Source organism: Streptomyces sp. NPDC045026, assembly GCF_056432625.1.
On sequence record NZ_JBWKIS010000037.1, the window covers coordinates 31,474 to 53,620 of the forward strand.

The following is a 22,147-nucleotide window of genomic DNA, read 5'->3' on the forward strand; positions in this document are numbered from 1 at the left end:
GCCCCCCTTGTCGCTCAATAGAGGGGGATCTTAAATGCGCATTTCACGAGCAGCGTCGCTGCTGGTTGCACCGACCCTTGCGATAGCGGTGCTGGGCGCGGCGAACCCTGCCTTCGCAGAGGACCCGACTCCCGCCCCGACCGAGGCAGTGGAGACGGCGCCTCCCGCGAACCCCGAGGAGGGCGACCTCGTTGAAGGGGGCGGCAGCGAGGTCGAGACGCCGCCGACGGAGATCCCTCCGAAGGACCCGCAGGTTCCTCCGAGGGAGCCGTGCGAGCCGCACTATCTGTGGGAGTCGACGGCGAAGCACAAGAAGTACCACAAGGGCGTGGGCCCCACGCAGTCCAACTACAACGGCACCTCGCGTACGGCCAAATCGGAGTTCACCTCCGAAGTGACGGGTGAGGTAGGCGTCGCTGTCAGCGGCTCACTGAAGGTGAAAACCGGCGTTGCGGTGGCCGAGATCGAGCAGGAGTACAGCGTCCAGCTCTCCGTGAAGCTCACCGCCAAGATGGGCAACAAAATCACAGTCGACACACCCGCCAAGTACACCACCAGTGCCAAGTACGGGGTCTACAGGCTGAAGACCGATGGCTACAGCCAGTGGGTCTACGCCAACTGCACCAAGGGCGTTAAGCACAACGCGACGCTGTACACACCCGCCCGAATCGGCTGGTACATCTGGGAGACCCACTAATGCCCCGGCGGCTCCTCGCGAGGCTGGCCCTTCTGCCTGCAGTCATGCTGCCGCTTGCAGTTGCCTGCTCGCCCGACCATGCAGACTCCGGTAGCCCCTCCAAACCGGCTGCCCCTGGCAAGTCCACATCCGCCGGCCCCGCACAGGAGTCAGTAAAGTCCCCGCCCGAGTTGGACGGGACCGAGACTGTTGCAGGCCGTCAAAGCGGGACTAGTGGAGGACGGACCCTCGCGTACAGCAAGGGTGAGAAGGGGCGGGATCTGATCGTTGCCGTGCGATGCCAAGGCAAGGGGGAGATCAAGGTCTCGCTGAAGCCGGTAAAGGTCGGCTTCCCGCTGAAATGCGTCGATGGTGAGGCCACGACCACGTACAACCAGGTCGGCGTCGCCGGAGTGGAGAAGAAGGGCACGGTCTCGGTCCAAGCACCGTCAACGGTCCGCTGGTCAATGACAATTGGCCGCGGTGAGCCGCCGGAAGACGCGGGATAGCGCAGCCTGCCCCGCCAGAGCAAGTGGCGAGTTCATGGCGCGACCACCGTCCGGCCCCATGCCAGGGGTCGGACGCAGCGGCGGTGACCGCGGCGTGCCTCGTGGTGGTACCCGCGTCAGGACCTACCTCAAGCGGCTGCGGAGACGACCGTCGGGCAGTCGTGATCAAACGCAATGCAGTCAGCGAAGAACAACGTTTGAGCCAGCGACGCGTGCTCGCCGCTCTGTTCGTAGTACCCGTCTCTGGACAGCGGGATCGGCACCAAGAGCTGGGTATAGGGATCTTCGGTGAGGCCCCATCGGCTGTCCGCTTCGAACCCGTGGTCCCCCATGTGCAGGCCCGTGACACGGATGCCGTACCCGACCCGCTCCCAGTTGATCACACACGATCGATCGTAGAGCTTTGGAGCGCGCGTCGAAGCGCCGCTTACGAATCTCTTCGAGAGACCGCCGGGAGCTGGTGCCTGTCAGGGCCCTCGGGCCCGCGCCTAGGCGGCGAAGCACCCGTAGTCGGACCCGAGATCGGCGGTGATGCTGTCGAATCATGCCTCATCCATGGCCTCGTCGTCATCGGCTGCCCAGGCGTCGACCATGCGGTCTCACTGCCGCATGTTCAGGCTGAGGAAGGAGACGTCCCGCTGGCGCGGACGGGGGACTTGGGACTGGTTGAGCGGGTGGAACCGTCGACACGGTCTCCGCCGCCTGGAGCGGTAGCGATCCTTCTGCTCGTCATTCAGCGGTCATTGCTCCGGTCCATCATGTACTGAACACCAACTCGTCGGCTGCTGTCTGTTCGAGTGCCATCTGCGGAGTCTCTACCTGGCCACTGACAACAGCGCGGCGCCGGCGCGTCAGGAGTACCGGCACCTACGCGCCAAGGGGCGAGAGCTGACTGCCCGGACTTCGCGGAGACCGGAGACCGAATCTGATCCGCCCTGCTCCTGACTCACGCGCGTAGAGGCCTTCGGGCTGGGTGTCGCGGTCGTGGGGCAGCAGCCAGAACACGCGGGCGGCGGAACGTGCCTGATGAGCGGGAGGCCTTGGCCTGGGGGGTGAGGGTGGCGTAGCCGACCATACGTCCGTCGCGGTGGTAGGCCGGTTTGCCGCGGCGGGTGGGCAGCCGGTCCAGGCTCTGGCGGACGTAGTCGAGGTCGGTGATGTCCTCGAGCCAGACGAGGTCGCTCTCGTACCGGATCTCGTCTTCGGTGATCAGGGAGCTCATGCTCGCTCCTCGTCGGCGAGCAGTCCGATGCCCGGGTAGTACTTCCGCGAGTTGGACAGGATCATCTCCTTGGGCGAGGCCAGTCCGACCAGCTCGCGGGCGCGTGCGGCGAACGCGCGGGAGGAGATGACCGGTGCGCCCTCACTTTGGCACCAGGTCTTGTACTCGGCATACAGGCGGGCCTGCTCGGCCCGGGAGTCGGGACTGAGGATGCAGCACTCGTCGAAGAAGCGGCCGATGTGGTCTTCGGTCTCCGCGTAGGCGGTGGTCGCGATGCGTACGCGGGCGGGGCCGGTGAGGTCCTTGTCGCCGGCGAGGTAGCGGCGGGCTCCTTCGATGAGCCAGCCCAGGATGCCTGGGCCTTCCTCGGTGACGAGGACGTCGGCCAGGTTGTCGATCTTGCGGTCATCGGAGACGACGCGTTCGAAGGGGATCAGGCGCATGCGGCGCCAGAAAGCGAAGCCGCCGGTGCCGACTTCGGGCCGGTGGTTGGCCAGGAGCCAGAGTTTGTGGGTGGGTTCGAAGCTGAAGAAGTCCTGGCGCATGCGGCGGGCCTTGATGCGGTCGCCGCCGGTCAGGAGCTTGACGCGGGCCTCGTCGAACTTGTCGCCGGGCTTGACCTCAGAGCACACAATGACCCGGCGGCCGTGGAGCTCAGCCAGGTCAGTGGGGTGGCCTTCGAAGGGGCGGGCCATGAGGAAACCGGGCGGGGCCGCATCCGCATAGTCGCCCAGCAGCTTCATCAGCACGTCCAGGAGGACACTCTTCCCGTTCTTACCGGAGCCGAACAGGAAGGGCATGACCTGGCCGCCGACGTCACCGGTGACGGAGTAGCCGAGCAGCAGCTGCAGGAAGCAGATCATCTCTTGGTCTTCGGGGTCACTGCCGAAGGTGTCGGTAAGGAAGCGCTGCCAGCGCGGCGCCCGGCGCGGTACGGCAGGCCGGATGCGGGCGGCCAAAAGTGCACGCCCGTGTGACACACCGCGCCGGGAGCGCCGCTGCCGTAGCCGGGACAGGCACATTGGCATCGTTGCTCCAAGCGCTCCCATTGTCGGCCAACCCAGCGGCGTGACCAGCGCGGAAGACATTCAGGATGGTTTCAGGCGGCGTCCGACAGACTTCACGCCGCCGCCTGCCGTCGTACCCCCCACACGGCAAGGAGCTTCCGACCTTGGAGAACCCCGAAATCCTTACCGACCTCGACGTCGCGAGCACCCACGAGTCCGCAGCAAGCAGGACCAAGTCGGTGATGAAGAAACTTCCGGAGGTCACGCTCGCCTTCTGGATCATGAAGATCGCCGCGACGACGCTCGGCGAGACGGCAGGCGACCTGTTCGCGCAGACGCTGAAGCTGGGCTATTTCCTCACCACGATCGCACTGTTCCTGATCTTCGCAGTGACGCTGGCCGTCCAGCTGCGCTCCAGCCGCTACAACCCGTTCTTCTACTGGACGGTGATCTTGTCGACCAGCATGGCCGGCACCACGATGTCGGATTTCATGAACCGTGATGCCAGCGCCAAGTTCCTGTCGAACGGGGCCACGTCGCTCGGCTGGGGCCCGCAGGGACTCGGTCTGGGCTACCCGACCGGCGCCGCGATCCTGATCTCGATCCTTTTGGTGATCTTCGCGGTCTGGAAGATGTCAGGTATGACCTTCCAGATCCGCGACATCGTCACCTTCCGCGGAGAGGCCCTGTTCTGGGCGGCGATCCTGGTCTCCAACACCCTCGGCACGTCGATGGGCGACTTCCTGTCCGACAGCTCCGGCCTCGGCTACCTGGGCGGCGCCCTCCTCGTATCAGGCGCACTCGCCGTCCTCCTCGCGCTGATGAAGGTACCGGTGGTGCCGAACGTCTTGCTGTTCTGGATCGCCTTCGTCCTCACCCGACCGCTCGGCGCCACCGCCGGAGACTTTCTCACCAAACCGGTCGCCAAGGGCGGCCTGAACCTCGGCACCGTCGGCTCCTCCGCCGCCCTGCTGGGCGTTCTGTCCGGCCTGATGGCCTATGCACACATGCAGGAGAAGAACGCGGTGACGCTCTCCGAGCAGGAGTAGCCGCGCATCGGCAGACACGGGTGACCACGCCCCCGGCCCCCGGGCGTGGGCCCGGGGGCGTGGGACACTTCACCGCCCTCCCGATCACGTCCGCTGACCATGTACTGATAGATCAGCGCGGCGCGCGAGGTGCGGTGGCCCATCTTCGTCATCAGCTCCCGGAGGCGGCGAGGTTGTTCCCCGTGTGCCGAAGGTCGTGGAAGTGGACGTCTGCGGTGATCTTGGCTTTCCCCCGAGCCTTGATCCAGTCGTCACGTAAGCCGCCGCGGCTGACCGCCTTGAGGGCCGAGCAAGACGTGACCATCACGGCCAGACCCAGCGAAGTGGGCGAGGTGTCCTTCCACTTCCGCTTGCAGTTGGCTCGGGTAGGTGACCAGGCTGACGCCAGCGGCGGGCTTGGGTGCCGTGTCGAACAGGGCCCCGGTCTGTATCTCCGCCTGCGAGCGGCGGACCACGAGCGCACCGTTTGACGTGTCGATATCCCGGGTCCGCAGCGCGGCCAGCTCGCCAAAGCCGACCTGCGCATCTGAGTACACATGAAGCGGCCCCGCTACCCAAACCTCGACTGGTAGGGGGCCGCTTTTAGGGACGTCCTTGTCGATCAGTCTGTTGATTCTCGGCAACGCCTGAATTCAGGCGTTGCCGAGACCGTCCGGACCTACCGGGACCGGCTCAGTCGGAGTCAGACGATCCCTTCGGTGAAGGCGTCTGCGTCAGCATTTCGCACCACGTGGTCTTGCCGGTGGCCGTACAGGTGCTGCCCCAGGCCTCCGCGAGCAGGTCGAGGAGTTCCGTGCCGCGTCCGCCTTCTGCGTCGGTGTCGACGACGCGGCGTACGGGGCCGGCGGGGTCAGTGTCCTCGACCTCGCACCGCAGCCGGGAGTCGCGCACCTGCAAGTTGAGCCGCAGAGGGCCGCGCGTGTGACGCAGGGCGTTGGTGACCAGTTCGCTGACCAAGAGCTCGGCGGTGTCTGCGAGGCCCTCCAGATTCCAGTCGCCCAGTTGGGCGGTCACCAGGCGCCGGGCCTGGCGGACCGAGGTCAGTTCCCGCGGTATAGGCCATGAGGCGTCCCAGGCGGTTGCGCGGGCGCGGGGCCTGTCAAGCGGCCGCAGGGGCTCCAGGGTCCGCGACCACAGAGCCAGGTTCCGGGCGATCCACGATGTGGCTGCGCCCTCCGGAGACGGACTCTCCCCCTGTGCCGGGCCCGCGGCGCCCTGCCGCCCCGACTCCTCAGGTCGGCGGCGGTAAAACCGGGCAAGGCATCCCCGGCGAGAGGTCCTGGAGGGGGCGATGGCCTGGGAGGCCATACGGATCAGTCCCTTCTGAAGCCCTGGCGACCATGGCCGCCGGGGAGGCGGAGGGCCGTCGATGACCGGGCCGGGCATGCACCAGGTCCTGCGTCACGTAGCACTTGCTACACCTAAAAATATACACGTAACAGGTGCTACAGTAAATACCTCAATGAATGTCAATGAATCGGACATGTTGGATTGGTCCGTCTCGCGCAGCTGCAGCTGGGAGCCTTCATGCCGCGCCCGCCCGACCCGGCCAAACGACGCGACCTGCTGATCCGGGTCCGTGAGTACGTGATCCGCAACGGCCTGGCCGACCTTTCCCTTCGCCCGCTAGCCCGGGCCCTGGGCACCAGCGACCGCATGCTCTTGTATTACTTCGGAACCAAGGAACGCATGGTCGCCGAGGCACTCGCCCTCGACGAGAGGCGACCGCTCCTGCGCGCCCGGAATCTGCTCGACCCCACCGCCTCCCCCAAGAACCCTGCGGAGCTCCGCCGCTTCGCGGAGCAGACCTGGCAGCAACTCAGCACCCCGAACCTGCGCGCCTGGCTCCCCCTCTACCTCGAGATCATGACCGCCAGCCTGCTCCATCCCGACCGGTACGGGCCCGTCATGCGCGACGTGCTCACTGAGTGGACGGGCCTATTCATCTCCGTCTTCCGCGGCCTGGGCATGACCGAGGCCCGAGCCCGAACAGAGGCCGCCCTCCTGGTCAACGCGTTCTTCGGCCTGCTCATGGCGCCCCTGGCCGACGGCGACTGGGACCGAGCCGACGCGGCGTTCCACACCCTTCTCGACCGCCTCGAACCCGGCTGGCGCAACACCTAGAGACACTCAGGGTGCGTGGGTGCGTTCACCCGAAAGACCTGGCCGCTGGTGTTGCGGCGTGGGGACTGTCGATGCCGATGCGGAATCCTCAAAACCACCCCAATACGGAAACAGCAAAAGGGCCTGTCGTCGCGATGTGTCTTCGCTGGTGCCGGCCGGGGCTGGTCCCGTGGCAGATCCCGGAGATGCGCCCGGAAGGGCCGCAGGAAGACGACCTCTGACCGGCTAGATCAGGTCGCTGTGATCGGCTTGGCCGAGGTGGCATCCGGAGCGGTGGCGATGGACGCTTAAGGCATGAGAACCCTTGGGGCCGACCGGTTTGTAAGGCAGAAGCGATCGGCGCGCCCGGAGACCGCTCTCTCACACAGCGACTCGACTCAATCGAGGGCGAGCTGGGCGACGTGAAGCGGCTGTTGCGGGCGCTCGCGCGGGCCAGGGCCCGGTACGCGTAATGCGTGCCGGGTCCCTCGTCGGCGTTCTGGCGTCAGGCGCCGATGCCGACGGAGGACACGTAGGCGTAGGCGGCGTAGTCGCTGTCGAGGTCGGTGATGATGTCGTCCCAGATTTCGTCCATCAGGCCGGCGTCCTGGGCGGCCCAGGCATCGATCATGTCGGCCCAGACGTAGCGGACGGTGATCGAGCGGTCGGTGACGTTCGACCGCGCGCGGCTGGGCGTGACGGCGGACTGGTCGACGGGGTAGATCTCCATGCGGCGGCCTTGGCCGTCGTTGTCGAGGTGGCGCTTGAGCCAGCCGGAGCGGATCAGGTTCTCGCGGCGGCGGACCCAGTACGCACTGTCGAGGCGCTCCAGGTTGGCCTTGCCGGGGCGGGACTTGCCGTGGAACCACGAGCGCATGGCGCGGTCGCTGACGCCCTGGGCGCGCAGCTCGGCACGGCCGGCCTTGCTGTCGAGGTAGTGGATGCGGGCCCTCTGGCCGCGAGTCGAGGTGATGGGCGAGGAAAAGCCGGACGCGTAGACGATGCGGTTCAGTTCCAGGATCAGGGCCTCGCCGCCCTTCATCCCACGCGCATCGAATTTCTTCCAGTCGCCCCAGCGTGCCCACAAGTCTGGTGACCCGCCCACTATCGCTTACCCCCGAGCGTGTAGATGTTCTTCGCCTTCACCTGATTCAGTGCCCGGCCCTGAGGGAAAACCGGCCGCCAGTCCCCGGCGACATGCAGTTCGTCGGTGCCGGAAATCTCAATCACGGTCAGGCCCGCCTTATTGGCTTTGTAGGCCTTGCGCCACAGGTTCGTGAATGCCTTCGACCGGATAATGTGCATCCAGTCCGGGCGGCGAATATCCGTGTTCGAGCTGGATTCGCCGATCGTGGACACAAACTTAGAATACATGGACTTCACGTATTCCACGGTGGTTTCGTCTTGTTCCGTGATCGCGGTATCGCGGGATTCTGCGAGGGCGCGGCGGAGCTTTTCCAGGAGGTTTTCCGTGGCGCCGGACAGCATCGCCCGATGGATCTCTGGCGCCTGGCACAGGTCCCACTTCACGCAGTCGAGCAGTAGCCGCACCGTGGAGTCCGGGACCCAGACGGGGCCGGGCTCCTTCCGGTTTCCGAGCGGGTTGGGCAGGCCGTCGTGTTCCCACGTCGGCGGGGTGATCTGGTAGACGCCGGATCGCTTCGGATCGTGCACGCCCGTCGTGTCTTCCAGCAGTTTCCCGACCGGGAGCCAGCATTTGAACGCGGACAGGTAGGCCGCATTCATGTCCAGGGCCGTCACCTCGATCTGCTCGCCCTTCTTCGCCGCGTCGAAAGCCGCCTGGTTCCGCCACTTCGGACGGCCCTCCCAGATTTCGTCCGCGCCTTTCTGTGACTTTTTCCGCAGAATGTCGTCAGTGGGCGGGAATTTCGAGTGACCGTAGCGGCCACCGACCCGAGAACGCTCGAACAACGCCATGACGTCGGGGATCGCGGTTTTGATGAGCGCGGCCTGCGCCGCCTCCATGTCGCCTTGCGACCAGGCCAGGACGTCCCGCACCCGGGCATGGATCTGGTCGACGAGCGTTCCCGAGGCGTAGCCGGGCGCCCGGCTCGCGGCCGGCGCCTGGTCCGCCGCAGCCGACGCCGGGGCGGAGGCCTCGGTGTCGGCGGGGGCCACGGTCGGCTCCTCGGCCGGGGCAGAGGCGGGGACCACGGCGGGGGCCGCGATGACGGTGACGGGCTCCGACTCGGGTGCCTCGGGCGCCTGTTGGACGTCCTCGGGTGCCGCCGGGACGGGAGCTGCGGGCCTGGCGGCGGCCTCGGGCGCGTGGGCCTGATCGAGGCTGTCGTCGAGCGGTGCGGCCTCGTCCAGAGCCTCGGCGCACTCCTCACTCGTCAAGTGCTGCCAGATACCTTCCACTTCATCCGTGGCCATCTGCCCGCACAGCACACACGGCCCGCCCAGCACCTCGCTGCGCGGCACCGACACAACCACCGCAGCGGCAGCCGCGAGGGGCGCAGCGAGCGGAAGAGAGGCCTGTACGCCACCACCGTGCCGGCTGGAGGCCAGAGCCGTCACGGCGTGGGTGGGACCGGCCAGCAGATCCAGCACACCCAGCCCGTAATGCGCCGCCAGGCGGTCGACGTCCTCCAGAGTCCAGTGCTGCTTACCCGACTGCTTGCGCGACACCTGTGCCTGAGCTTGCCCGAGCGCTGCCGCGAGATCACCCTGCCGCTCACCGGTCCGGCTCATGAGCGTCGTCACCGTGAGCCTCAACAGGTCTTCCGTACCGAGCGTCATGCATAACACGCTAGCACTGCATATGCGATTTCCGTATAGGGAATGCTAGATCTGCCCCTGTAGGGTGGTCGCCCCCACTGCTCGCCATCGAGCGGCCGCCCCGCCCCGCCGCCGGTCACCTCCAGGCACCCGGCGACGGGAGCCTTCAGTCGGCCTGCGTCTCGCCGGGCCTGCGCGGCCAGCTGGGTCATCGCCGCGTCTCCCTCACTGCACGGCGCAACCTGCGGCCGGCCTCGCAGCGGGCCGGGTCGTCCTCGCACTGGTCGCAGCATTACGCGTGCCCGAGGAGCGCCAGGCAGGCGGACTGGACGGTGCATGATCGGCAACCGTGGGGGACCCAGCGGCCTACGGTGGCGTGGAACTTCCTTCGCACGGACCGAGGTCGATCGCTGTGGTGGTGTGCAGCATGACGGTGCACCACACGCACGCCGCGCCCCGCACCTGTGCCTGTGCCTGTGCCTGTGCCTGTGCCTGTGCCTGTGTCAGGGTGCCGATGGGAGGCAGCTCAACGGCTACCAAGTCGCCTGTCGTCGCCATGACGGCACCGTAGAAACCGGGCCGGCGGCGCGTCGGGCCGATTGCGCCGGATTGCCTGGCCCTGTTGAGTGGTTGGGGCAGGTTGCTCAGGTGGCTGCAATCGCTGCCCGGGCACGCGCGATGAGGCGGTGCGCCTTCGGCGCATGGGCGGCGGCCTGGTCGAGCTGGTCCCACGTCCGCCCGTACAGGGCGAGGTCGTCGGCAGAGTCGTACTGCAACTCGGTGTTGATCGTCTCGACGACGACGCGCTCCTCGTCGAAGATCCAGAACCCATGCTTCGGAGTGAACGGCATCGGGGCTCAGAGAGGCACGATGCCGAGCTCGATGGCGGACATGCCGATCAGGCCGACGAGGCGGTCGAGCTGGCCGGCCATCACCTCGCGGGTGCCGACGACAGCGTGCAACGCCGCCTCCCAAAGCAGCACGCAGCACGCGGAACAGCTTGCCCGGCTCGTACAAGACCTCTTGACGGCGCATACGTGCCTGCATGGCAGCGTCGGTGTCCCGTGGGGAGCGCATCAGTTCGGCGTTCTGCACCAGGAGTTGACGGGCGTATGCGGGGGTCTGGAACAGGCCGGGTATGACGGTGGCCTCGTAGCCTCGCATGGTCGCGGTGCGCCGGTACTCGACGACGTACCGGTCCTGCACCGGGGCATGCCCGGCACAGAGCTGGCGCCGCCAGTGCTGTTGCTGAGATTCCAACCCGCGCAGTCGGGCTTTCAGCTCGGCCGCCTGCCCGGGTACACGACGGCTCCGGCCCAGGCTTCCAAGTCCTCGTCTGTCCTGTCTCAGGTAAGTGTGGGCAGCGCGAGTTCCTGACCTGCCGTGCCCACACTTAGATAAGACACGAGAACACCGTTCGTCTCGAAGAACTGTGGGCAGCTTGTCGCGCTGTGCACGTTCATCAGGGCGAGCCAGCGGTGAGGAAGTGCCGGACGTCAGCGGCGAGGGAGGCCATTTGCTCTCCGGCTTCAAGCCAGGTGGTCACCGATGCGGTCCATCCCCCAGAGGCGTCGGACCAGGGGCGCAACGTCCACGACAGTCCGATGCGGCCGCCGGACCGAAAGGTGGCAGAGATCGCCACGTCCCCGTCGTGCGTCTGCCATGTTCGCTCACCCTCCCAGCCCTGATAGTTCGTGGTCAGCTCTGACAGGAACCCTGCAAGATCAGCGTCCCAGATCCAGGCCACGGCTTCGTCGACGCGAGCGGTCAGGCCGGGAGCCCAGGCTTCGACTGCGTAGTGCACGGCGCCTTCGTCGAACGGCTGCCGGTCACTAAGCCGGACCCCGACGGCTGTGTCGTCCAGAGAGCTGACAGTCACGGCAAGTTGGTCGCTGTTGGAGTCGTCCACGGAGGTCATGCGGCGAACGCTAACCAACCCCGTCTGGGACGTCACCCGGATTCGGGGCGGCGAGGCTGTGGCTGAGCTGGCGGAATACCACGCTTCCGGCGATGGGGCCGTTGACCGGCTGCCGAGTCGTGAGGCCATGCGCCGAGCGCGGCGCCGGCCTTGGGCTCTATCCAGACACCGCCTCACTCGCCCACGCTCTTTGCCGATGCCTCGCACGCACCCGTCCGGGGCGCCTCCGGAACAGCGTCGACCGCCGGCTCGACCGGAGGAGCTGCAGCACTCGCACCGCAGAGCTCCAGTGCCGCAGAACGTGACCGGCCTGTCAGGGCGTCGGGCCGGGGCGAATCAACTGCCGCATCAGACGTTCACGCAGCCAGGACCAAGCGCCACTACTGGGCAACAGCAGAGGGCGGGTTCGGGCAAATCGGCTGCGTACACACCGCGCAGGGCCTGGAGTACGAGTGGGGCGGGGTCATCATGGGCCCCGATTTGACCTGGAACAGCAGCTCCTGGCATTTGAACCGGGAGTACGTGAAGAGCAAGGCGATCCGCATCGACTCCGACGAGATCCTCACCGAACGTCTCCGCAACCCCTGCGGGGTCCTGATGACACGCTCGATTCGTGGCACTGTTCTCTACTCCACCGATCCGGCCACCCTAGAGCTCTTCGCGAGGCTGAAGGTGCCGAAGCTCTGACGCTCAGGCCGCCGGCGGCCGGGCTTGGTCAGGCCGCCAACCGGGCCCGCGGACCGGCTTGGCCGTGCGGCCCTGCGCGCCAGCGAAGAGCTCGCCGCACAACACCGCGACGCCCTCGGGTCCCCGCGGTCCAGCCCGAGTTCGTGACCGCGGAGAACTGGCCCTGCGAGCCGGCCCTGAAGCCGCGCTGGGGTCAGTGGAGAGACGGGCAGGGTCGCCGTGAAGAAGCCGCCGATGCGCCGTGCTGGCGCTTTCGAATCCTTGGCATACGAAGCGAGCAGCGCGGTGTGCGTGCGGTGAGGCCTGAGCGGGCGGTTGCGGTTCATCGACATCGGCTCTGCGGTGGGGCCTTGAGGTGACGGGCTGGGTCGGCACCTGAGCACGCCGGCTTAAAGCGGGTGCAGCCGTTGCAGGGCCAAAGACAATTGCGCTGGTTGTGTGCCGTGCCGTCTCCTTCCGCGCGACCCGCACGACATCATCGCGGAACTCCTCCGGACAGGGCTTCGGCACAGCGACATCCTTCCCACCCGCCCTACAGCGCAAGCCAGTTCAGATGTCACCCGATCGTGCAGCAGACCCCCTGCTGGCATCACAACGGCACTCCACACAGGGGGCACAGAGAACAGCTGGAATACGGGACCGAGGTCAGGCTCGGAGTGCGGCTGCCCAACACCAAAACCCGGCGCGCCAGACTCACCGCCGACAAACTCCAGCAGCTCGCGGACCCCGGGCTGACCTGGGCGGCTGATGAAAGGAACGCGTCTTGACCGGTGACAGCTTTGAAAGGCACCGGGCACAGGCGGCCGCATGGCGGCACGGCCCGATGTAGATCACCACCCCGTTCCTGCCATGCCGCCCTGTCCTTCCGTCGCGCCCCGGTACGCCGTGATAGCCGTTGTGTCCGTGCCGCCCCGTCACGCCTGTCGGGCCGGTTGGGCCAGGCGGGCCGGAAGGGCCGGAGGGGCCAGGCGGGCCGGGCAGGCCCTGCAGGATGCTGTTCCCCTGGAGGGCGATGCGCCGTGCTTGGAGTTCGTCGATCTGCTGCTGGTGGGCGACGAGGACAGCTGTCTGCGCGACGAGCATGATGGTCAGCGCCGCGCCGAGTGCACGGCGGCGTTGCGGGCTACGCCACGCCTCTTTCATACTTCCCACATCATTCCTCACGTTATGCGATGACAAGGAGCAAAGGGCAAGGGCGCGGCAGAGGCGAACCTCTGCGCCGAGCGTCCTTCCCGGGCGACCGGACACCCGCTTCTTCCGATCGCTGCGGGGAGGGGCTGAAGCACTCACGGGCGCGGCGCAGGCGGGCGTGCGCAACCATGTTCACCTACTTCGAGCGCCCCTTCGGCGCGCACAGAAGCCCAAGGGGTGTCACGGACTTCGGCGTCTACTTTCAGGCCACAACCGCTATGAACGCGACGGTCCGGAAACGGCCCCTGACGGCCGGTTGACGATCCCGCGCCGTGCCATCGGTGCGTCCGGCCCTCCCGGCGGCGCTGCACCCCGCCCGGGCGCTGTCCGCAACTGCACGGCCCGGCCCCGCGCAAGGGCAAAACACCCTCCAGTGCACGCCGAAGAAGCCGGCCAGTGCGGCCAAGCGCCTAACCCGAAGCCGGCGGAGCGACAGCATCCTTGCCGTCCTTCCCGCTCGTGCCGTCCTTCCCGTTCGTGCCGTCCTTGCCGTCCTTCCCGTTCGTGCCGTCCTGGCCTGCCGGGCCGATAGGGCCACCGGGACCGGAGGGACCAGGGGGACCGGACGGCCCTGAAGGACCAGGCTTAACGCTCGCCTGCATGTCCACGGGCTGCATCCGCAGGTCGTCGATCTGCATTTGCTGGGCGACGATCAGAGCTGACTGCGCGGCAAGCGCGACGGTCAGCACCGCGCCGAGCACGAGGGGGCGCCGCGGACTACGCAGCACTTCGATCACTCTTCTCACATCATTCCTCACGCTATGTGACGGGCGAAAGTGTAAAGGGCGAGGCCGTGACGGGAGGGGACCTGCGCGTCGCGCGTTTTCCCAGGGCCGCCGCGAACGCCCTACTCCTGCCGTTCACGGCACGAAGGCGCTCAAGCACAACACCGGCGAAGCACACGGGAGAACCCGGCGCCGTTCACGGCCGGGAGCGCGACCCTGTGCGCCTGCGTACCCCGCCAGTTCGTGATCCTCGGAGCCGGTCCGGACACGCGCGCGTGGCGTCTGCCCCAACTGGCGCGAACCGCTGTGCGGGAGATCGGCCATCCAGCCTCCCAGCAAGACAAACAAGCCCGCCTCACCGAAGCCGCACAAGGACCGCAAGGACCGCAAGGGTTGCAAGGGTTGCAGAAGAGCGAGCGTCCCGCGGTCGAACTACCAGTCGCCGCACGTTCCGTGCGTTCCACACCAGTTGATCTCTCCGTCGACGACCTCGGTGCGGCACCAAAAGACGCCGGGCATGACCCGTCCGTACCGACGCCATGGCTGCGGGAAGGCGTCATCCCCTACCTCACGCCCCACCAGGTGCGCGCCACCCTGGCCGCACTCACCGCCCCGGGCAGTGCCCTCATCGTCAACTACCAGACACCCCCGGCGCGCACGGCCGCAGGCCGGCTGCTGACCCGCATGGCCGGCAGCGCCAACACCTCGCAACAACCGGGACAGCACGGCTCCACAGAAGTTGAGCCAGAGCCCCTTCTCGCGTACAGGGCCACGGGCCCAATACCGGGGAGCGCTGTGGCGTCACCACAGAAGTTGAGCCAGAACCCGAGAAGGGGGCGGCACATGTTCACCACTTCGGGAGGCGGTCCCCGGGGCCGCAGCGTTCGAATTGTTCACGAGCTGCGGCAGCAACGGTTGCCGGTGCTCAGTGACGGTACGCGGTTGTCGCGATCTCGATGAAGGACCGGATCAAAGGGTTGGTGTCACCCTCGTTCCACACCGCCACCACTCGGCTCGGCGGCATGTCGATCAGCGGCACCACAGCCAGTTGCGCCGGCAGGTCGTGTCCGAGCGGGGCCAGGCCGACCGTGCCGTTCCACAGCACGGCCTGCAGGCATTCCTGGACGGCGCGCACCACCGGGCCCTCGCGCGGCCTGCCACCGTTCCAGTACGACTGCCAGATGGGGTCAGTGCCCTGCGGGAACTGGAACCAGCGGCGGTCGCTCAGCTCGGCCAGCCGCAGCCCGTCGCGGCGGGCCAGTGGATCGTCGGCGCGCAGGACCACGCCGACCGGATCGGTCCGCAGCGCACGCACCGTCAGGGCCGTCTCGTCGAACGGCGCCCGAGTCAGCGCGACGTCGACCATTCCGGCGCGCAGCCCGCAGGTTGGGTCGGTCAGATCGGTCTCGCGGATGCGGATGTCGATGCCGGGGCGGCTTCGGCGGTAGGCGGCGGCCATCCTGGCCACTCCCGGGTCGGTGCCGTCGCCCAGGATGCCGATGGTGATGGTCGCGACGCCGGCCGCCGCGCTCACGCGTACCCGGACGCGGTCGGCATGGTCGAGCAGGGCCCGCGCCTCGTCGAGCAGCACCGAGCCCACCAAAGTGAGCGTGACCCCTGTAGGCGAGCGGACGAAAAGCAGGGACCCGACATCGGCCTCCAGATGCTTGATCGCCCGGCTCAGCGGCGGCTGGCTCATGTGCAGTCGGGTGGCGGCCCGGCCGAAGTGGAGTTCCTCGGCGACCGCCACGAAGTAGCGCAAGGTCCGTAGCTCCACGCTGCAACGATACCCACGAGGTATCGGCGCCGCGGGATGGGTCTTGGACACCGGCAGTGCCGGGCGGTGCACTTGTGAGCATGACCGAAGAAGCGAAGAGCAGCGAGCCGCAGACCCACCCCGCTGTGTCGGTGGTGGGTCCCGGCGACGGTGAGACGATCGTTCTGGGCACCACGCGCATGCGCGTTCTGGAGGACGGCAGCCACACCGGGCACCGCCTCGCGATCGCCGAGTCCGTCCTCGCCCCGCACACCCAGGGACCGCCGCAGCACCGCCACGCCCGACACGACGAGGGCTTCTACATCCTCTCCGGCACCGTGCGGTTCACCGTCGGGGACGAGGACTACGACGCCGCCTCGGGCACGCTCGTGATGGTTGCGCCCGGAACCCCGCACACCTTCGCCAACCTGACCGACCAACCCGCCGTCATGCTCAGCACCTTCACCCCCGACCTGTATGTGCAGTACTTCCGAGAACTCCAGGAGGCGCTCGCCGGCGGCCGGCCGCTGACGCAACAGGCCAACATCGACGCGATGAGCCGCTACGCGACCGAGCCCGCCACCGACCTCGCCTGAAGCCGACGGCACAGCATGTGCTCGGCCACCCTCTCTTGGACCGGCAGGACGTTGGCGCTGCCGCCTTTCGGCGCCGGCGGCGGCCCGCGTGTCCGGGTCCCTCGGACGACGGACCGGGCCTTCACGAGGGCTCTTCTGTCAAGCGACGCAATCGACGGGGCCCCATGAACCGGTGGCCCATGAACGGGAACGATGAACATCGCCTATTGGATCGTCGCGGGGCTGCTCGCGCTCTTCTACTTCTACGCAGGCACGCTGAAGGTGATCCGCAGCCGCGATCAACTCCGGCCGATGATGGCCTGGGTCGACGACATACCCTTGCCTGCTCTCAGGGCGCTGGGGGCGGTCGAAATACTCGGCGCGACCGGCCTGATCCTGCCGAAACTGACCGGCATCGCTCCGTCGTTGGCGACGGCCGCGGCCATCGGCTTCGTACTCCTGCAGACCGGCGCGATCGCCGTTCACCTGATGGGCGAAGACCGCCGGATCGCGCTCAACGCCGGACTCACCGTTACCGCGGCCGTGACCATCTGGCTGGCCACCCCGCTGTGATCGAGCACAACCCTCGACCGGCGGATGCCGCTACAGGGCCGACCGCCCCACGGCCGCTGTCATTTCTCAGGTTCTGGCTCAGGTTCCGTGCAGCAGTGACTGAGCGTTGCGATCCGGGAGGCGGCCGCCTCGCTGGTCAGGGCTCGATTTGATGCGGCCCTATGACGTTAGGGTGCTGATTCACGAACCGAGGAGAGCTGACGTGCACGACAGACCACGGATGGAGGAAGCCGTCGATGTCCTGCGTGCCGGGCCAGAGGTTCGGTGTGTACCGGCCCCGGGGGGCCTCGCGCTTGCGCCGGAGTGAGACTGCCACGTCGGGAGCAGGGAGCCCGCTCGCTGTCCGGGACAGCGAGTTGGCGAAAGACGCCGAGGAGTTGTTCAGCCGGCGGGGAATCCCATGGCCGCACGGAGCAGCCGGGCTGTCTCCTGTGCGGTCGCACGCGTCTCGTCGTCGGCTCCGCCGGACCCGAGTTCGTCGAGGAGGAGCGCGGCCGCCTGCAGGACGCCCAGCTGTACCGGGACGGTCTGCAGCACGGCGAGCGCGGCCGCGGCCTGGCCGACGGCCGACACCTCGGTGCCCGGCTGCGGGATGAGCGCGGCAACACCGCGGCCGAGCTGACGCGGATGGAGCGGAGGGAGCTTGTGCACCCACCGATTCTCCCGCCTTGTCGCCGGCTGGACGCACCGGGCTGCGTCTACCGTTCGAGCAGGGACGTGCCCAGACGCATCCCGCCGAACACCGCCCCGTCGCCGGTGGCGTTGATGCTGAACTGTGCCCCGGGGCTTGCACAATTGTGCAAGAACGATCTTGGCCTAGGGGCGCTGGATGCCGCGCATCGAGTCGAGCAGCTCGAGGGATCGCGACGGCCGTCCCACAATGAGGTTGAACGACAGCACCCCGAAGAATCCGATTGCCAGCGGCAGAACGATGCCCGGCACCCCGATGAACGCGGCAAGGTATGTCACGCCGGGCGTGAGAACGCCCGCCGCGGCCATACGCAGGGACGCGTAGTTGCGGACCGGCTCGAGGCCAGCGAGCTCGCTCTCTTCGAGGAGACGCCCCCACCGAGGGCCGGCATGGGAGTCGCCGATTCGAAGGGCCGTGTCGGCAAGTCAGTGAAGGCCGCCATCGGATGGCTGTCGTGGCGCAGAGTCTTCTTGTTCAGTGCAACCGCAACGAGCGCAACGTGCTGTTGAGCCGCTTTACGTCGCCCGGTGCGTCGAGGGAAGAGGTTTCGGTCAGAGGGGAGGCCGCGGGCACACTCCCCCACGGGTCCGGTGTCCTGGCCGTGCAGGGCGAGGACCTCGGCGCGGGTGCAGGCGCAGCGGTTGGGGCGGGACAAGCTCGGGGCGGCGCAGCAGTGGCTGCTGGAGAGCGTGCTCGGGATCGAGGAGGCCGGGGACGGCGAGCGGCCGGTACGCCGCACGCAGGACGACAAGTGGGTGCTCAACCTGGCGGCCGCACGCCGCTTCCACGCCCGTGAAGGACACCTGAACGTACCCAGGAAACACACTGAGCTCGTGCCCGTGGAGGAGGCCGGACGCGGCGCGCGCAACACGGCACTCGAGGGAGACAGCGTGCCAGTGGCGCTGGGCATGTTCCTCGCCAGCACCCGCCGCCGAGCCGACAAACCCACCCCGCGACGCCGGACGGATTTGGATGCCCACGGCATGCGCTGGTAGCGGCGTTCATGGTGGGCGGTGTCGGCATGCTCGGCGGTGCAGACCTCGCGCTTCCCTATCCGTGGATCATGCGCAACTCGGTCACCCTGCGCGGGCAGCGGATGTCGAGAACGTGCCACCGGCTCCGTCCCAGAGACATCAGCGGCCACCACCGGCCGCACGAGGAAGAAGGAGAAACCAGCATGGCGATTCAGCGGATGGACAACGTCGGCATCGTCGTCGAGGACATGGATGCCGCCATCGCGTTCTTCGTGGAACTCGGTATGGAGCTGGAAGGCAGGGCGGAGGTCGAGGGCCTCGTCGCCGACCAGTGCACCGGACTCGACGGCGTCCGCTGTGACATCGCGATGCTCCGGACCCCGGACAGCCACAGCCGGCTCGAGCTGTCGAAGTACCGCAGCCCCGCGGCGATCAGCGACGGGCCGCGCAACCGGCCGCACAACATTCTGGGCACGCACCGCGTCATGTTCGCCGTCGACGACATCGAGGACACCGTTTTCCGCCTGCGCCCTCACGGCGCCGAACTCGTCGGCGAGATCGCCCGGTTCGAGGACAGCTATCTGCTCTGCTACCTCCGCGGCCCGGAGGGCATCATCGTCGGACTGGCCGAGCAACTGCACTGAGAAGAAGACCGGACCATACAGCCGAACGGAAACCATGAGATGGACCTCGGGGAGCCCGTGTACGGGGATGGCGGTACGCGGTACCGCTCGGCTGCTGCCCCGTCTGCTCAAAGGCCGCACCGCGGGCCGGTGTTCGTCACACACCGCCGCCCGGGGCCGGGCAAGGTCGTCGGTCCCCGCGGCGTGTCCCCGGACACCGGCCTGGCTCGTTTCTCCTACGGGCAGGCTCGCGCCTGCTCGACGGGTACACGGCCCTGCGCGGACGGGGCACGGGCTGTGGGACCTGCAGTGGGACCTGCACGAGTACCGCGCTACTCCGTCCTGACCCTTCTCGGCGAACAGGGCGCCTCGCTGCTGATGCTGAAGGTGAAGGTGAAGGTGAAGGTGAAGGTGAAGGTGAAGTCCTCGCACAAGAAGCCGGCGAATGTCCGCCGGCTTCTTCAAGCGGCCCCCGAGGCGATCGCCGAGCTCACGAGCCTGCTTGCGCCCGGCGGCGGCATCCGCTGAGCCGTGTTCCTTGGTCCTGCTCGGTGGCGACGGTTCCGGCGGAGAGGAGCGTCGCGGCGGCGAGGCTGCCCCAGAGGGCGGCCGGGCCGTGGGGTGCGAGTGTGGTGATGACCGCCGGGGAGACGGCGAGGCCGAAGCCCGTGGAGAGCTGGAACCTGGCGAGGGCGCGTCCCAGGACATGGGCCGGGGCGAGTGCGGTGACGAGGGCGGTGGCGCTGCCGGCGTAGATGATCTCGCCGAGGGTGCAGACCACGGACACCGTGGCGACGGCCGGGGCACTGAAGCCGTGTCCCAGTGAGGTGGCCGCGAGGAAGCCGAGGTAGGACGCGGCGAGTACCACGCCGGCGAGAGTCAGCACGGTCCGCCGGGAGAAGCGGGACATCAGGGCGGTGAGCGGAACCTGCAGGGTGACCACCAGCGCTGTGTTCGTCACGAAGATGGCTGCCGACCACACCGGGGCTGCGTGCAACTGTGTCGCCAGGACGAGGGGGAGCGCGATTTCGGGGACGTTGAGGCAGAAGACGTAGACCACGTTGGCGACCAGCAGCGCGCGCATCCGAGGTGCGGGCCCGTCGGCCCGGTCCTTGGCCGAAGCAGCGGCCGGATGCGTGTGCAGGTGGACCGACCATGCCAAGGCTGCCGCAGCGAGATAGGCGATCCCGGCGGCGGCTGCCAGCGCCTGCAATGCGGTGGTGCCGCCTGTCAGGCATACGGCGGCGACCAGACCGCCCGCGCCCAGACCGGCGTTGCGCAGGGCGCGGCCTCCCGCCAGAGCGGCGTCGCGTTCACGGCCGTGGGCGACCGTGGCCACGAGGGCCGCATGGGCGGCCGGCCACGCCTGGTTGCCGATGCCGAGGAAGAGTGCCGCCGTCGCGAACAGCCCGACGTGTCCCGCCGGGGCAGCCAGCAGCAGCACCACACCCAGCACCCGCACCAGCATCGACGCCGCCGCGACCGTGCTGCGTGCGCCCCGGTCCAGCCATCGGCCGACCGCGGGCATGCACACCAGACCCATGACGACGCCCACCGTCATGGCGATTCCGGTGGACGGCTCGGACAGCCTCAGCACCTTCACCCCGTAGAGCAGGAGGAAGGGCCGCAGCAAGCCGGTACCGAGCGCGTCCACGCCCAGGGCGACGGCATAGCGGGGGCCTCCGGAGGCACGGACGAGGGCGCGTGGCTGGAGCTTGGAGGTGGTGGCCATGGCGTCAACGGTGCGTTCGGCCGCCGGGCCGGCCGTGTCGGTTGACGGACACCGTCAATCGACGCGGTCGTCGGCCGTCCGCCCAGCGATGATGAGGGGATGACGTTGAGGATCGACATCGCCGAACTGCCGTCGGGGCGGCTGCGGTTCGCTGCCTCCCCGCTGGCCGAGCTGACCGCGATGCTGCACGTGCTGGCCGAACCCGCACATCACCCTCAGCTCGCCGGCTGGGCCGGGGACGTCTGGGCCGGGCTGCGGCCCGAACTGGCCGAGCGGCTCAGGGAAGCGGAGTTCCTCTGGCGTTCCTCACGAGCCGACTTCCTGGTCCCCGCCCGTCCCCGGCCCACCCTCGCCGAGGAGTTGGACGATGTGGACCGGATCGACGATGAAACCTATGTGACCGCCGCGCTCATCACCACGTGCGGCAGCAACCGGGTCCACTTCGCCGCGCCGTCACCGCTCGTCGACATGACGGCGCGCGAGCGGGCCCTGGACCTCGCCCAGGCCCGCGGCGCGCTCCAGGAGGCCTTCGCGGAACGGCTGCTCGCGGACCCCGCAGCCGTGCGGGCGCGGGTGCGTCACACCCTCGAACAGTGCGCCGAGGCCTTCTTCGACGCCGCGTGGACGGGCGTCGCCGTGCAACTCGCCGCCGACCTGCGCCTGAAGAACGACCTGCTGAAGCGTCAGGGCATCGGGGCGGCACTCGCGTCGGTGTCCGGCGCCGTCACCCTGGCGCCGGAGGGCAACTGCATCATCGTGGACAAGCTGCAGGACGATGCGACCGCCGCCCGGGGCACCGGGGTCACCTTCCTCCCCAGCGTCTTCGGCCGCCCGCACCTGGTGGCGGTCCACGCGCCCGGGTGGCAGCCGGTGGTGCAGTACCCCGTGGCCGGGCCGGGTCCACCGGAGCCGGTATCGCTGGAAACGGTCACGCTACGGCTGGAGGCACTCGCGCATCCGGTACGGCTGCGGCTGCTGCGCACCCTGTCCCGCGGCCCGCACACCACCGGCGAGCTGGCCCACGCCTGGGAACTTTCACCCCCGGAGGTTTCCCGCCACCTCGCTGTCCTGCGCCGCGCGGGCCTGCTCACGGCCCGGCGGCAGGGCCGTTACGTCCGTTACACCCTCAATCTGCCTGATCTGGCGGTGCTGGGCGCCGACCTGCTGGCGGCCGTACTGCGCTGAGTGATCGCAAGTGATCGACACGACTGCCGAAGGCTCTTGCTGTGCCGAAGGCTCTTGCTCTCACGAACTCCGGGTCGAAGCGCTCTCAGGTGCACCGGGGAATACGCGGCACCTCAGCATGCGAGTCCACCGGTCTCGACCCTGGGAACACTGTTTGCCGGCGTGCGCCGCCGCTACCCGTACGGCTCACACGAGCTGTACGGGTAGCG

At 68.1% G+C, this 22,147-nt stretch carries 23 protein-coding genes and 4 pseudogenes; 11 read left to right on the forward strand and 16 right to left on the reverse strand.

What is annotated here, in order from left to right; genetic code table 11:
* Positions 1–34: 34 nt before the first annotated feature.
* Positions 35–697, forward strand: coding sequence for a hypothetical protein (locus tag AC07EJ_RS41540; protein ID WP_478886180.1), 663 nt, complete (start codon positions 35–37; stop codon positions 695–697).
* A 616-nt stretch (positions 698–1,313) separates the two neighbouring features.
* Here the strand turns inward: AC07EJ_RS41540 and AC07EJ_RS41545 are convergent.
* The 3 genes and pseudogenes from AC07EJ_RS41545 to AC07EJ_RS41555 all read right to left on the reverse strand — a co-directional run.
* On the reverse strand, positions 1,314–1,568 hold the full coding sequence (locus AC07EJ_RS41545) for a hypothetical protein (protein ID WP_389487802.1): 255 nt from the start codon (positions 1,566–1,568) through the stop codon (positions 1,314–1,316).
* 563 nt (positions 1,569–2,131) lie between these two features.
* On the reverse strand, positions 2,132–2,407 hold the full coding sequence (locus AC07EJ_RS41550) for a DUF6009 family protein (protein WP_393589479.1): 276 nt from the start codon (positions 2,405–2,407) through the stop codon (positions 2,132–2,134).
* A pseudogene (locus tag AC07EJ_RS41555) lies at positions 2,404–3,330 on the reverse strand (DNA primase family protein); the annotation flags it as partial. The pseudogene AC07EJ_RS41555 and the gene AC07EJ_RS41550, both read right to left, overlap by 4 nt.
* 248 nt (positions 3,331–3,578) lie before the next feature.
* Here AC07EJ_RS41555 and AC07EJ_RS41560 point away from each other — a divergent pair.
* Positions 3,579–4,463, forward strand: coding sequence for a COG4705 family protein (locus AC07EJ_RS41560; RefSeq protein WP_389487806.1), 885 nt, complete (start codon positions 3,579–3,581; stop codon positions 4,461–4,463).
* A 672-nt stretch (positions 4,464–5,135) separates the two neighbouring features.
* Here AC07EJ_RS41560 and AC07EJ_RS41565 read toward each other — a convergent pair.
* A complete protein-coding gene (locus tag AC07EJ_RS41565; protein WP_389487807.1) occupies positions 5,136–5,771 on the reverse strand; it encodes an ATP-binding protein in 636 nt (211 codons plus the stop codon).
* A gap of 219 nt (positions 5,772–5,990) precedes the next feature.
* On the opposite strand from AC07EJ_RS41565, the gene AC07EJ_RS41570 reads away from it, so the two are divergent.
* Positions 5,991–6,587, forward strand: coding sequence for a TetR/AcrR family transcriptional regulator (locus tag AC07EJ_RS41570; RefSeq protein ID WP_389487809.1), 597 nt, complete (start codon positions 5,991–5,993; stop codon positions 6,585–6,587).
* Between the two features lie 484 nt (positions 6,588–7,071).
* Here the strand turns inward: AC07EJ_RS41570 and AC07EJ_RS41575 are convergent, their stop codons facing one another.
* The 7 genes and pseudogenes from AC07EJ_RS41575 to AC07EJ_RS41605 form a co-directional block, all read right to left on the reverse strand.
* Complete coding sequence (locus AC07EJ_RS41575) at positions 7,072–7,608, reverse strand: hypothetical protein (RefSeq protein WP_389487811.1); 537 nt, start codon at positions 7,606–7,608, stop codon at positions 7,072–7,074.
* A 62-nt stretch (positions 7,609–7,670) separates the two neighbouring features.
* A complete protein-coding gene (locus AC07EJ_RS41580; protein ID WP_389487813.1) occupies positions 7,671–9,329 on the reverse strand; it encodes an acyltransferase in 1,659 nt (552 codons plus the stop codon).
* Positions 9,330–9,674: 345 nt separating this feature from the next.
* Positions 9,675–9,866: a hypothetical protein gene (locus AC07EJ_RS41585; protein WP_478886193.1), complete on the reverse strand. Its 192-nt coding sequence runs from the start codon at positions 9,864–9,866 to the stop codon at positions 9,675–9,677.
* Positions 9,867–9,952: 86 nt separating this feature from the next.
* A complete protein-coding gene (locus tag AC07EJ_RS41590; RefSeq protein ID WP_389487815.1) occupies positions 9,953–10,159 on the reverse strand; it encodes a hypothetical protein in 207 nt (68 codons plus the stop codon).
* Positions 10,160–10,165: 6 nt separating this feature from the next.
* A complete protein-coding gene (locus AC07EJ_RS41595) occupies positions 10,166–10,270 on the reverse strand; it encodes a hypothetical protein (protein ID WP_389487817.1) in 105 nt (34 codons plus the stop codon).
* 97 nt (positions 10,271–10,367) lie between these two features.
* Positions 10,368–10,472: pseudogene (locus tag AC07EJ_RS41600) on the reverse strand (Scr1 family TA system antitoxin-like transcriptional regulator); the annotation flags it as partial.
* Positions 10,473–10,770: 298 nt separating this feature from the next.
* A complete protein-coding gene (locus tag AC07EJ_RS41605) occupies positions 10,771–11,226 on the reverse strand; it encodes a DUF6228 family protein (RefSeq protein ID WP_389487819.1) in 456 nt (151 codons plus the stop codon).
* 384 nt (positions 11,227–11,610) lie between these two features.
* Between AC07EJ_RS41605 and AC07EJ_RS41610 the strand changes: the two are divergent.
* A pseudogene (locus tag AC07EJ_RS41610) lies at positions 11,611–11,913 on the forward strand (DNA/RNA helicase domain-containing protein); the annotation flags it as partial.
* Positions 11,914–13,514: 1,601 nt separating this feature from the next.
* On the opposite strand, the gene AC07EJ_RS41615 reads toward AC07EJ_RS41610, so the two are convergent.
* Positions 13,515–13,841, reverse strand: coding sequence for a hypothetical protein (locus tag AC07EJ_RS41615; RefSeq protein ID WP_389487821.1), 327 nt, complete (start codon positions 13,839–13,841; stop codon positions 13,515–13,517).
* A 231-nt stretch (positions 13,842–14,072) separates the two neighbouring features.
* Between AC07EJ_RS41615 and AC07EJ_RS41620 the strand changes: the two genes are divergently transcribed.
* Complete coding sequence (locus AC07EJ_RS41620) at positions 14,073–14,789, forward strand: class I SAM-dependent methyltransferase (protein WP_478886181.1); 717 nt, start codon at positions 14,073–14,075, stop codon at positions 14,787–14,789.
* Here the strand turns inward: AC07EJ_RS41620 and AC07EJ_RS41625 are convergent.
* Positions 14,755–15,606, reverse strand: coding sequence for a LysR family transcriptional regulator (locus tag AC07EJ_RS41625; RefSeq protein WP_389487825.1), 852 nt, complete (start codon positions 15,604–15,606; stop codon positions 14,755–14,757). The genes AC07EJ_RS41620 and AC07EJ_RS41625 overlap by 35 nt on opposite strands.
* Positions 15,607–15,686: 80 nt before the next feature.
* Here AC07EJ_RS41625 and AC07EJ_RS41630 point away from each other — a divergent pair, with 80 nt between their 5' ends.
* Both AC07EJ_RS41630 and AC07EJ_RS41635 read left to right on the forward strand, forming a co-directional pair.
* A complete protein-coding gene (locus tag AC07EJ_RS41630) occupies positions 15,687–16,181 on the forward strand; it encodes a cupin domain-containing protein (protein WP_389487827.1) in 495 nt (164 codons plus the stop codon).
* A gap of 192 nt (positions 16,182–16,373) precedes the next feature.
* On the forward strand, positions 16,374–16,733 hold the full coding sequence (locus AC07EJ_RS41635) for a DoxX family protein (RefSeq protein ID WP_389487829.1): 360 nt from the start codon (positions 16,374–16,376) through the stop codon (positions 16,731–16,733).
* Between the two features lie 381 nt (positions 16,734–17,114).
* Here AC07EJ_RS41635 and AC07EJ_RS41640 read toward each other — a convergent pair whose 3' ends face one another.
* Both AC07EJ_RS41640 and AC07EJ_RS41645 read right to left on the reverse strand, forming a co-directional pair.
* The gene (locus tag AC07EJ_RS41640; protein WP_389487831.1) at positions 17,115–17,384 is read right to left on the reverse strand and encodes a hypothetical protein; all 270 of its coding nucleotides are present in this window, start codon (positions 17,382–17,384) and stop codon (positions 17,115–17,117) included.
* 165 nt (positions 17,385–17,549) lie between these two features.
* On the reverse strand, positions 17,550–17,732 hold the full coding sequence (locus AC07EJ_RS41645; protein WP_478886182.1) for a hypothetical protein: 183 nt from the start codon (positions 17,730–17,732) through the stop codon (positions 17,550–17,552).
* 318 nt (positions 17,733–18,050) lie between these two features.
* On the opposite strand from AC07EJ_RS41645, the gene AC07EJ_RS41650 reads away from it, so the two are divergent.
* The 3 genes and pseudogenes from AC07EJ_RS41650 to AC07EJ_RS41660 form a co-directional block, all read left to right on the forward strand.
* Positions 18,051–18,419, forward strand: a complete 369-nt coding sequence (locus AC07EJ_RS41650; RefSeq protein WP_389487834.1) for a helicase associated domain-containing protein — start codon at positions 18,051–18,053, stop codon at positions 18,417–18,419.
* A gap of 182 nt (positions 18,420–18,601) precedes the next feature.
* Positions 18,602–19,042: a VOC family protein gene (locus AC07EJ_RS41655; RefSeq protein WP_389487860.1), complete on the forward strand. Its 441-nt coding sequence runs from the start codon at positions 18,602–18,604 to the stop codon at positions 19,040–19,042.
* A gap of 79 nt (positions 19,043–19,121) precedes the next feature.
* A pseudogene (locus AC07EJ_RS41660) lies at positions 19,122–19,549 on the forward strand (site-specific integrase); the annotation flags it as partial.
* Here the strand turns inward: AC07EJ_RS41660 and AC07EJ_RS41665 are convergent.
* Positions 19,512–20,753, reverse strand: coding sequence for an MFS transporter (locus AC07EJ_RS41665; RefSeq protein ID WP_389487836.1), 1,242 nt, complete (start codon positions 20,751–20,753; stop codon positions 19,512–19,514). The pseudogene AC07EJ_RS41660 and the gene AC07EJ_RS41665 overlap by 38 nt on opposite strands.
* A gap of 99 nt (positions 20,754–20,852) precedes the next feature.
* Here AC07EJ_RS41665 and AC07EJ_RS41670 point away from each other — a divergent pair, with 99 nt between their 5' ends.
* Positions 20,853–21,938, forward strand: coding sequence for a DUF5937 family protein (locus AC07EJ_RS41670; protein ID WP_389487838.1), 1,086 nt, complete (start codon positions 20,853–20,855; stop codon positions 21,936–21,938).
* Positions 21,939–22,147: the final 209 nt, after the last annotated feature.

What these genes read in the sequence shown, in the direction of transcription:
- AC07EJ_RS41540 (WP_478886180.1), top strand. Translation starts at nt 35, where the DNA reads ATGCGCATTTCACGAGCAGCGTCGCTGCTGGTTGCACCGACCCTTGCG.
- AC07EJ_RS41550 (WP_393589479.1), bottom strand. Translation starts at nt 2,407, where the DNA reads ATGAGCTCCCTGATCACCGAAGACGAGATCCGGTACGAGAGCGACCTC.
- AC07EJ_RS41565 (WP_389487807.1), bottom strand. Translation starts at nt 5,771, where the DNA reads ATGGCCTCCCAGGCCATCGCCCCCTCCAGGACCTCTCGCCGGGGATGC.
- AC07EJ_RS41570 (WP_389487809.1), top strand. Translation starts at nt 5,991, where the DNA reads ATGCCGCGCCCGCCCGACCCGGCCAAACGACGCGACCTGCTGATCCGG.
- AC07EJ_RS41575 (WP_389487811.1), bottom strand. Translation starts at nt 7,608, where the DNA reads ATGAAGGGCGGCGAGGCCCTGATCCTGGAACTGAACCGCATCGTCTAC.
- AC07EJ_RS41580 (WP_389487813.1), bottom strand. Translation starts at nt 9,329, where the DNA reads ATGACGCTCGGTACGGAAGACCTGTTGAGGCTCACGGTGACGACGCTC.
- AC07EJ_RS41585 (WP_478886193.1), bottom strand. Translation starts at nt 9,866, where the DNA reads ATGGCGACGACAGGCGACTTGGTAGCCGTTGAGCTGCCTCCCATCGGC.
- AC07EJ_RS41590 (WP_389487815.1), bottom strand. Translation starts at nt 10,159, where the DNA reads ATGCCGTTCACTCCGAAGCATGGGTTCTGGATCTTCGACGAGGAGCGC.
- AC07EJ_RS41605 (WP_389487819.1), bottom strand. Translation starts at nt 11,226, where the DNA reads ATGACCTCCGTGGACGACTCCAACAGCGACCAACTTGCCGTGACTGTC.
- AC07EJ_RS41630 (WP_389487827.1), top strand. Translation starts at nt 15,687, where the DNA reads ATGACCGAAGAAGCGAAGAGCAGCGAGCCGCAGACCCACCCCGCTGTG.
- AC07EJ_RS41635 (WP_389487829.1), top strand. Translation starts at nt 16,374, where the DNA reads ATGAACATCGCCTATTGGATCGTCGCGGGGCTGCTCGCGCTCTTCTAC.
- AC07EJ_RS41645 (WP_478886182.1), bottom strand. Translation starts at nt 17,732, where the DNA reads ATGGCCGCGGCGGGCGTTCTCACGCCCGGCGTGACATACCTTGCCGCG.
- AC07EJ_RS41655 (WP_389487860.1), top strand. Translation starts at nt 18,602, where the DNA reads ATGGCGATTCAGCGGATGGACAACGTCGGCATCGTCGTCGAGGACATG.
- AC07EJ_RS41665 (WP_389487836.1), bottom strand. Translation starts at nt 20,753, where the DNA reads ATGGCCACCACCTCCAAGCTCCAGCCACGCGCCCTCGTCCGTGCCTCC.
- AC07EJ_RS41670 (WP_389487838.1), top strand. Translation starts at nt 20,853, where the DNA reads ATGACGTTGAGGATCGACATCGCCGAACTGCCGTCGGGGCGGCTGCGG.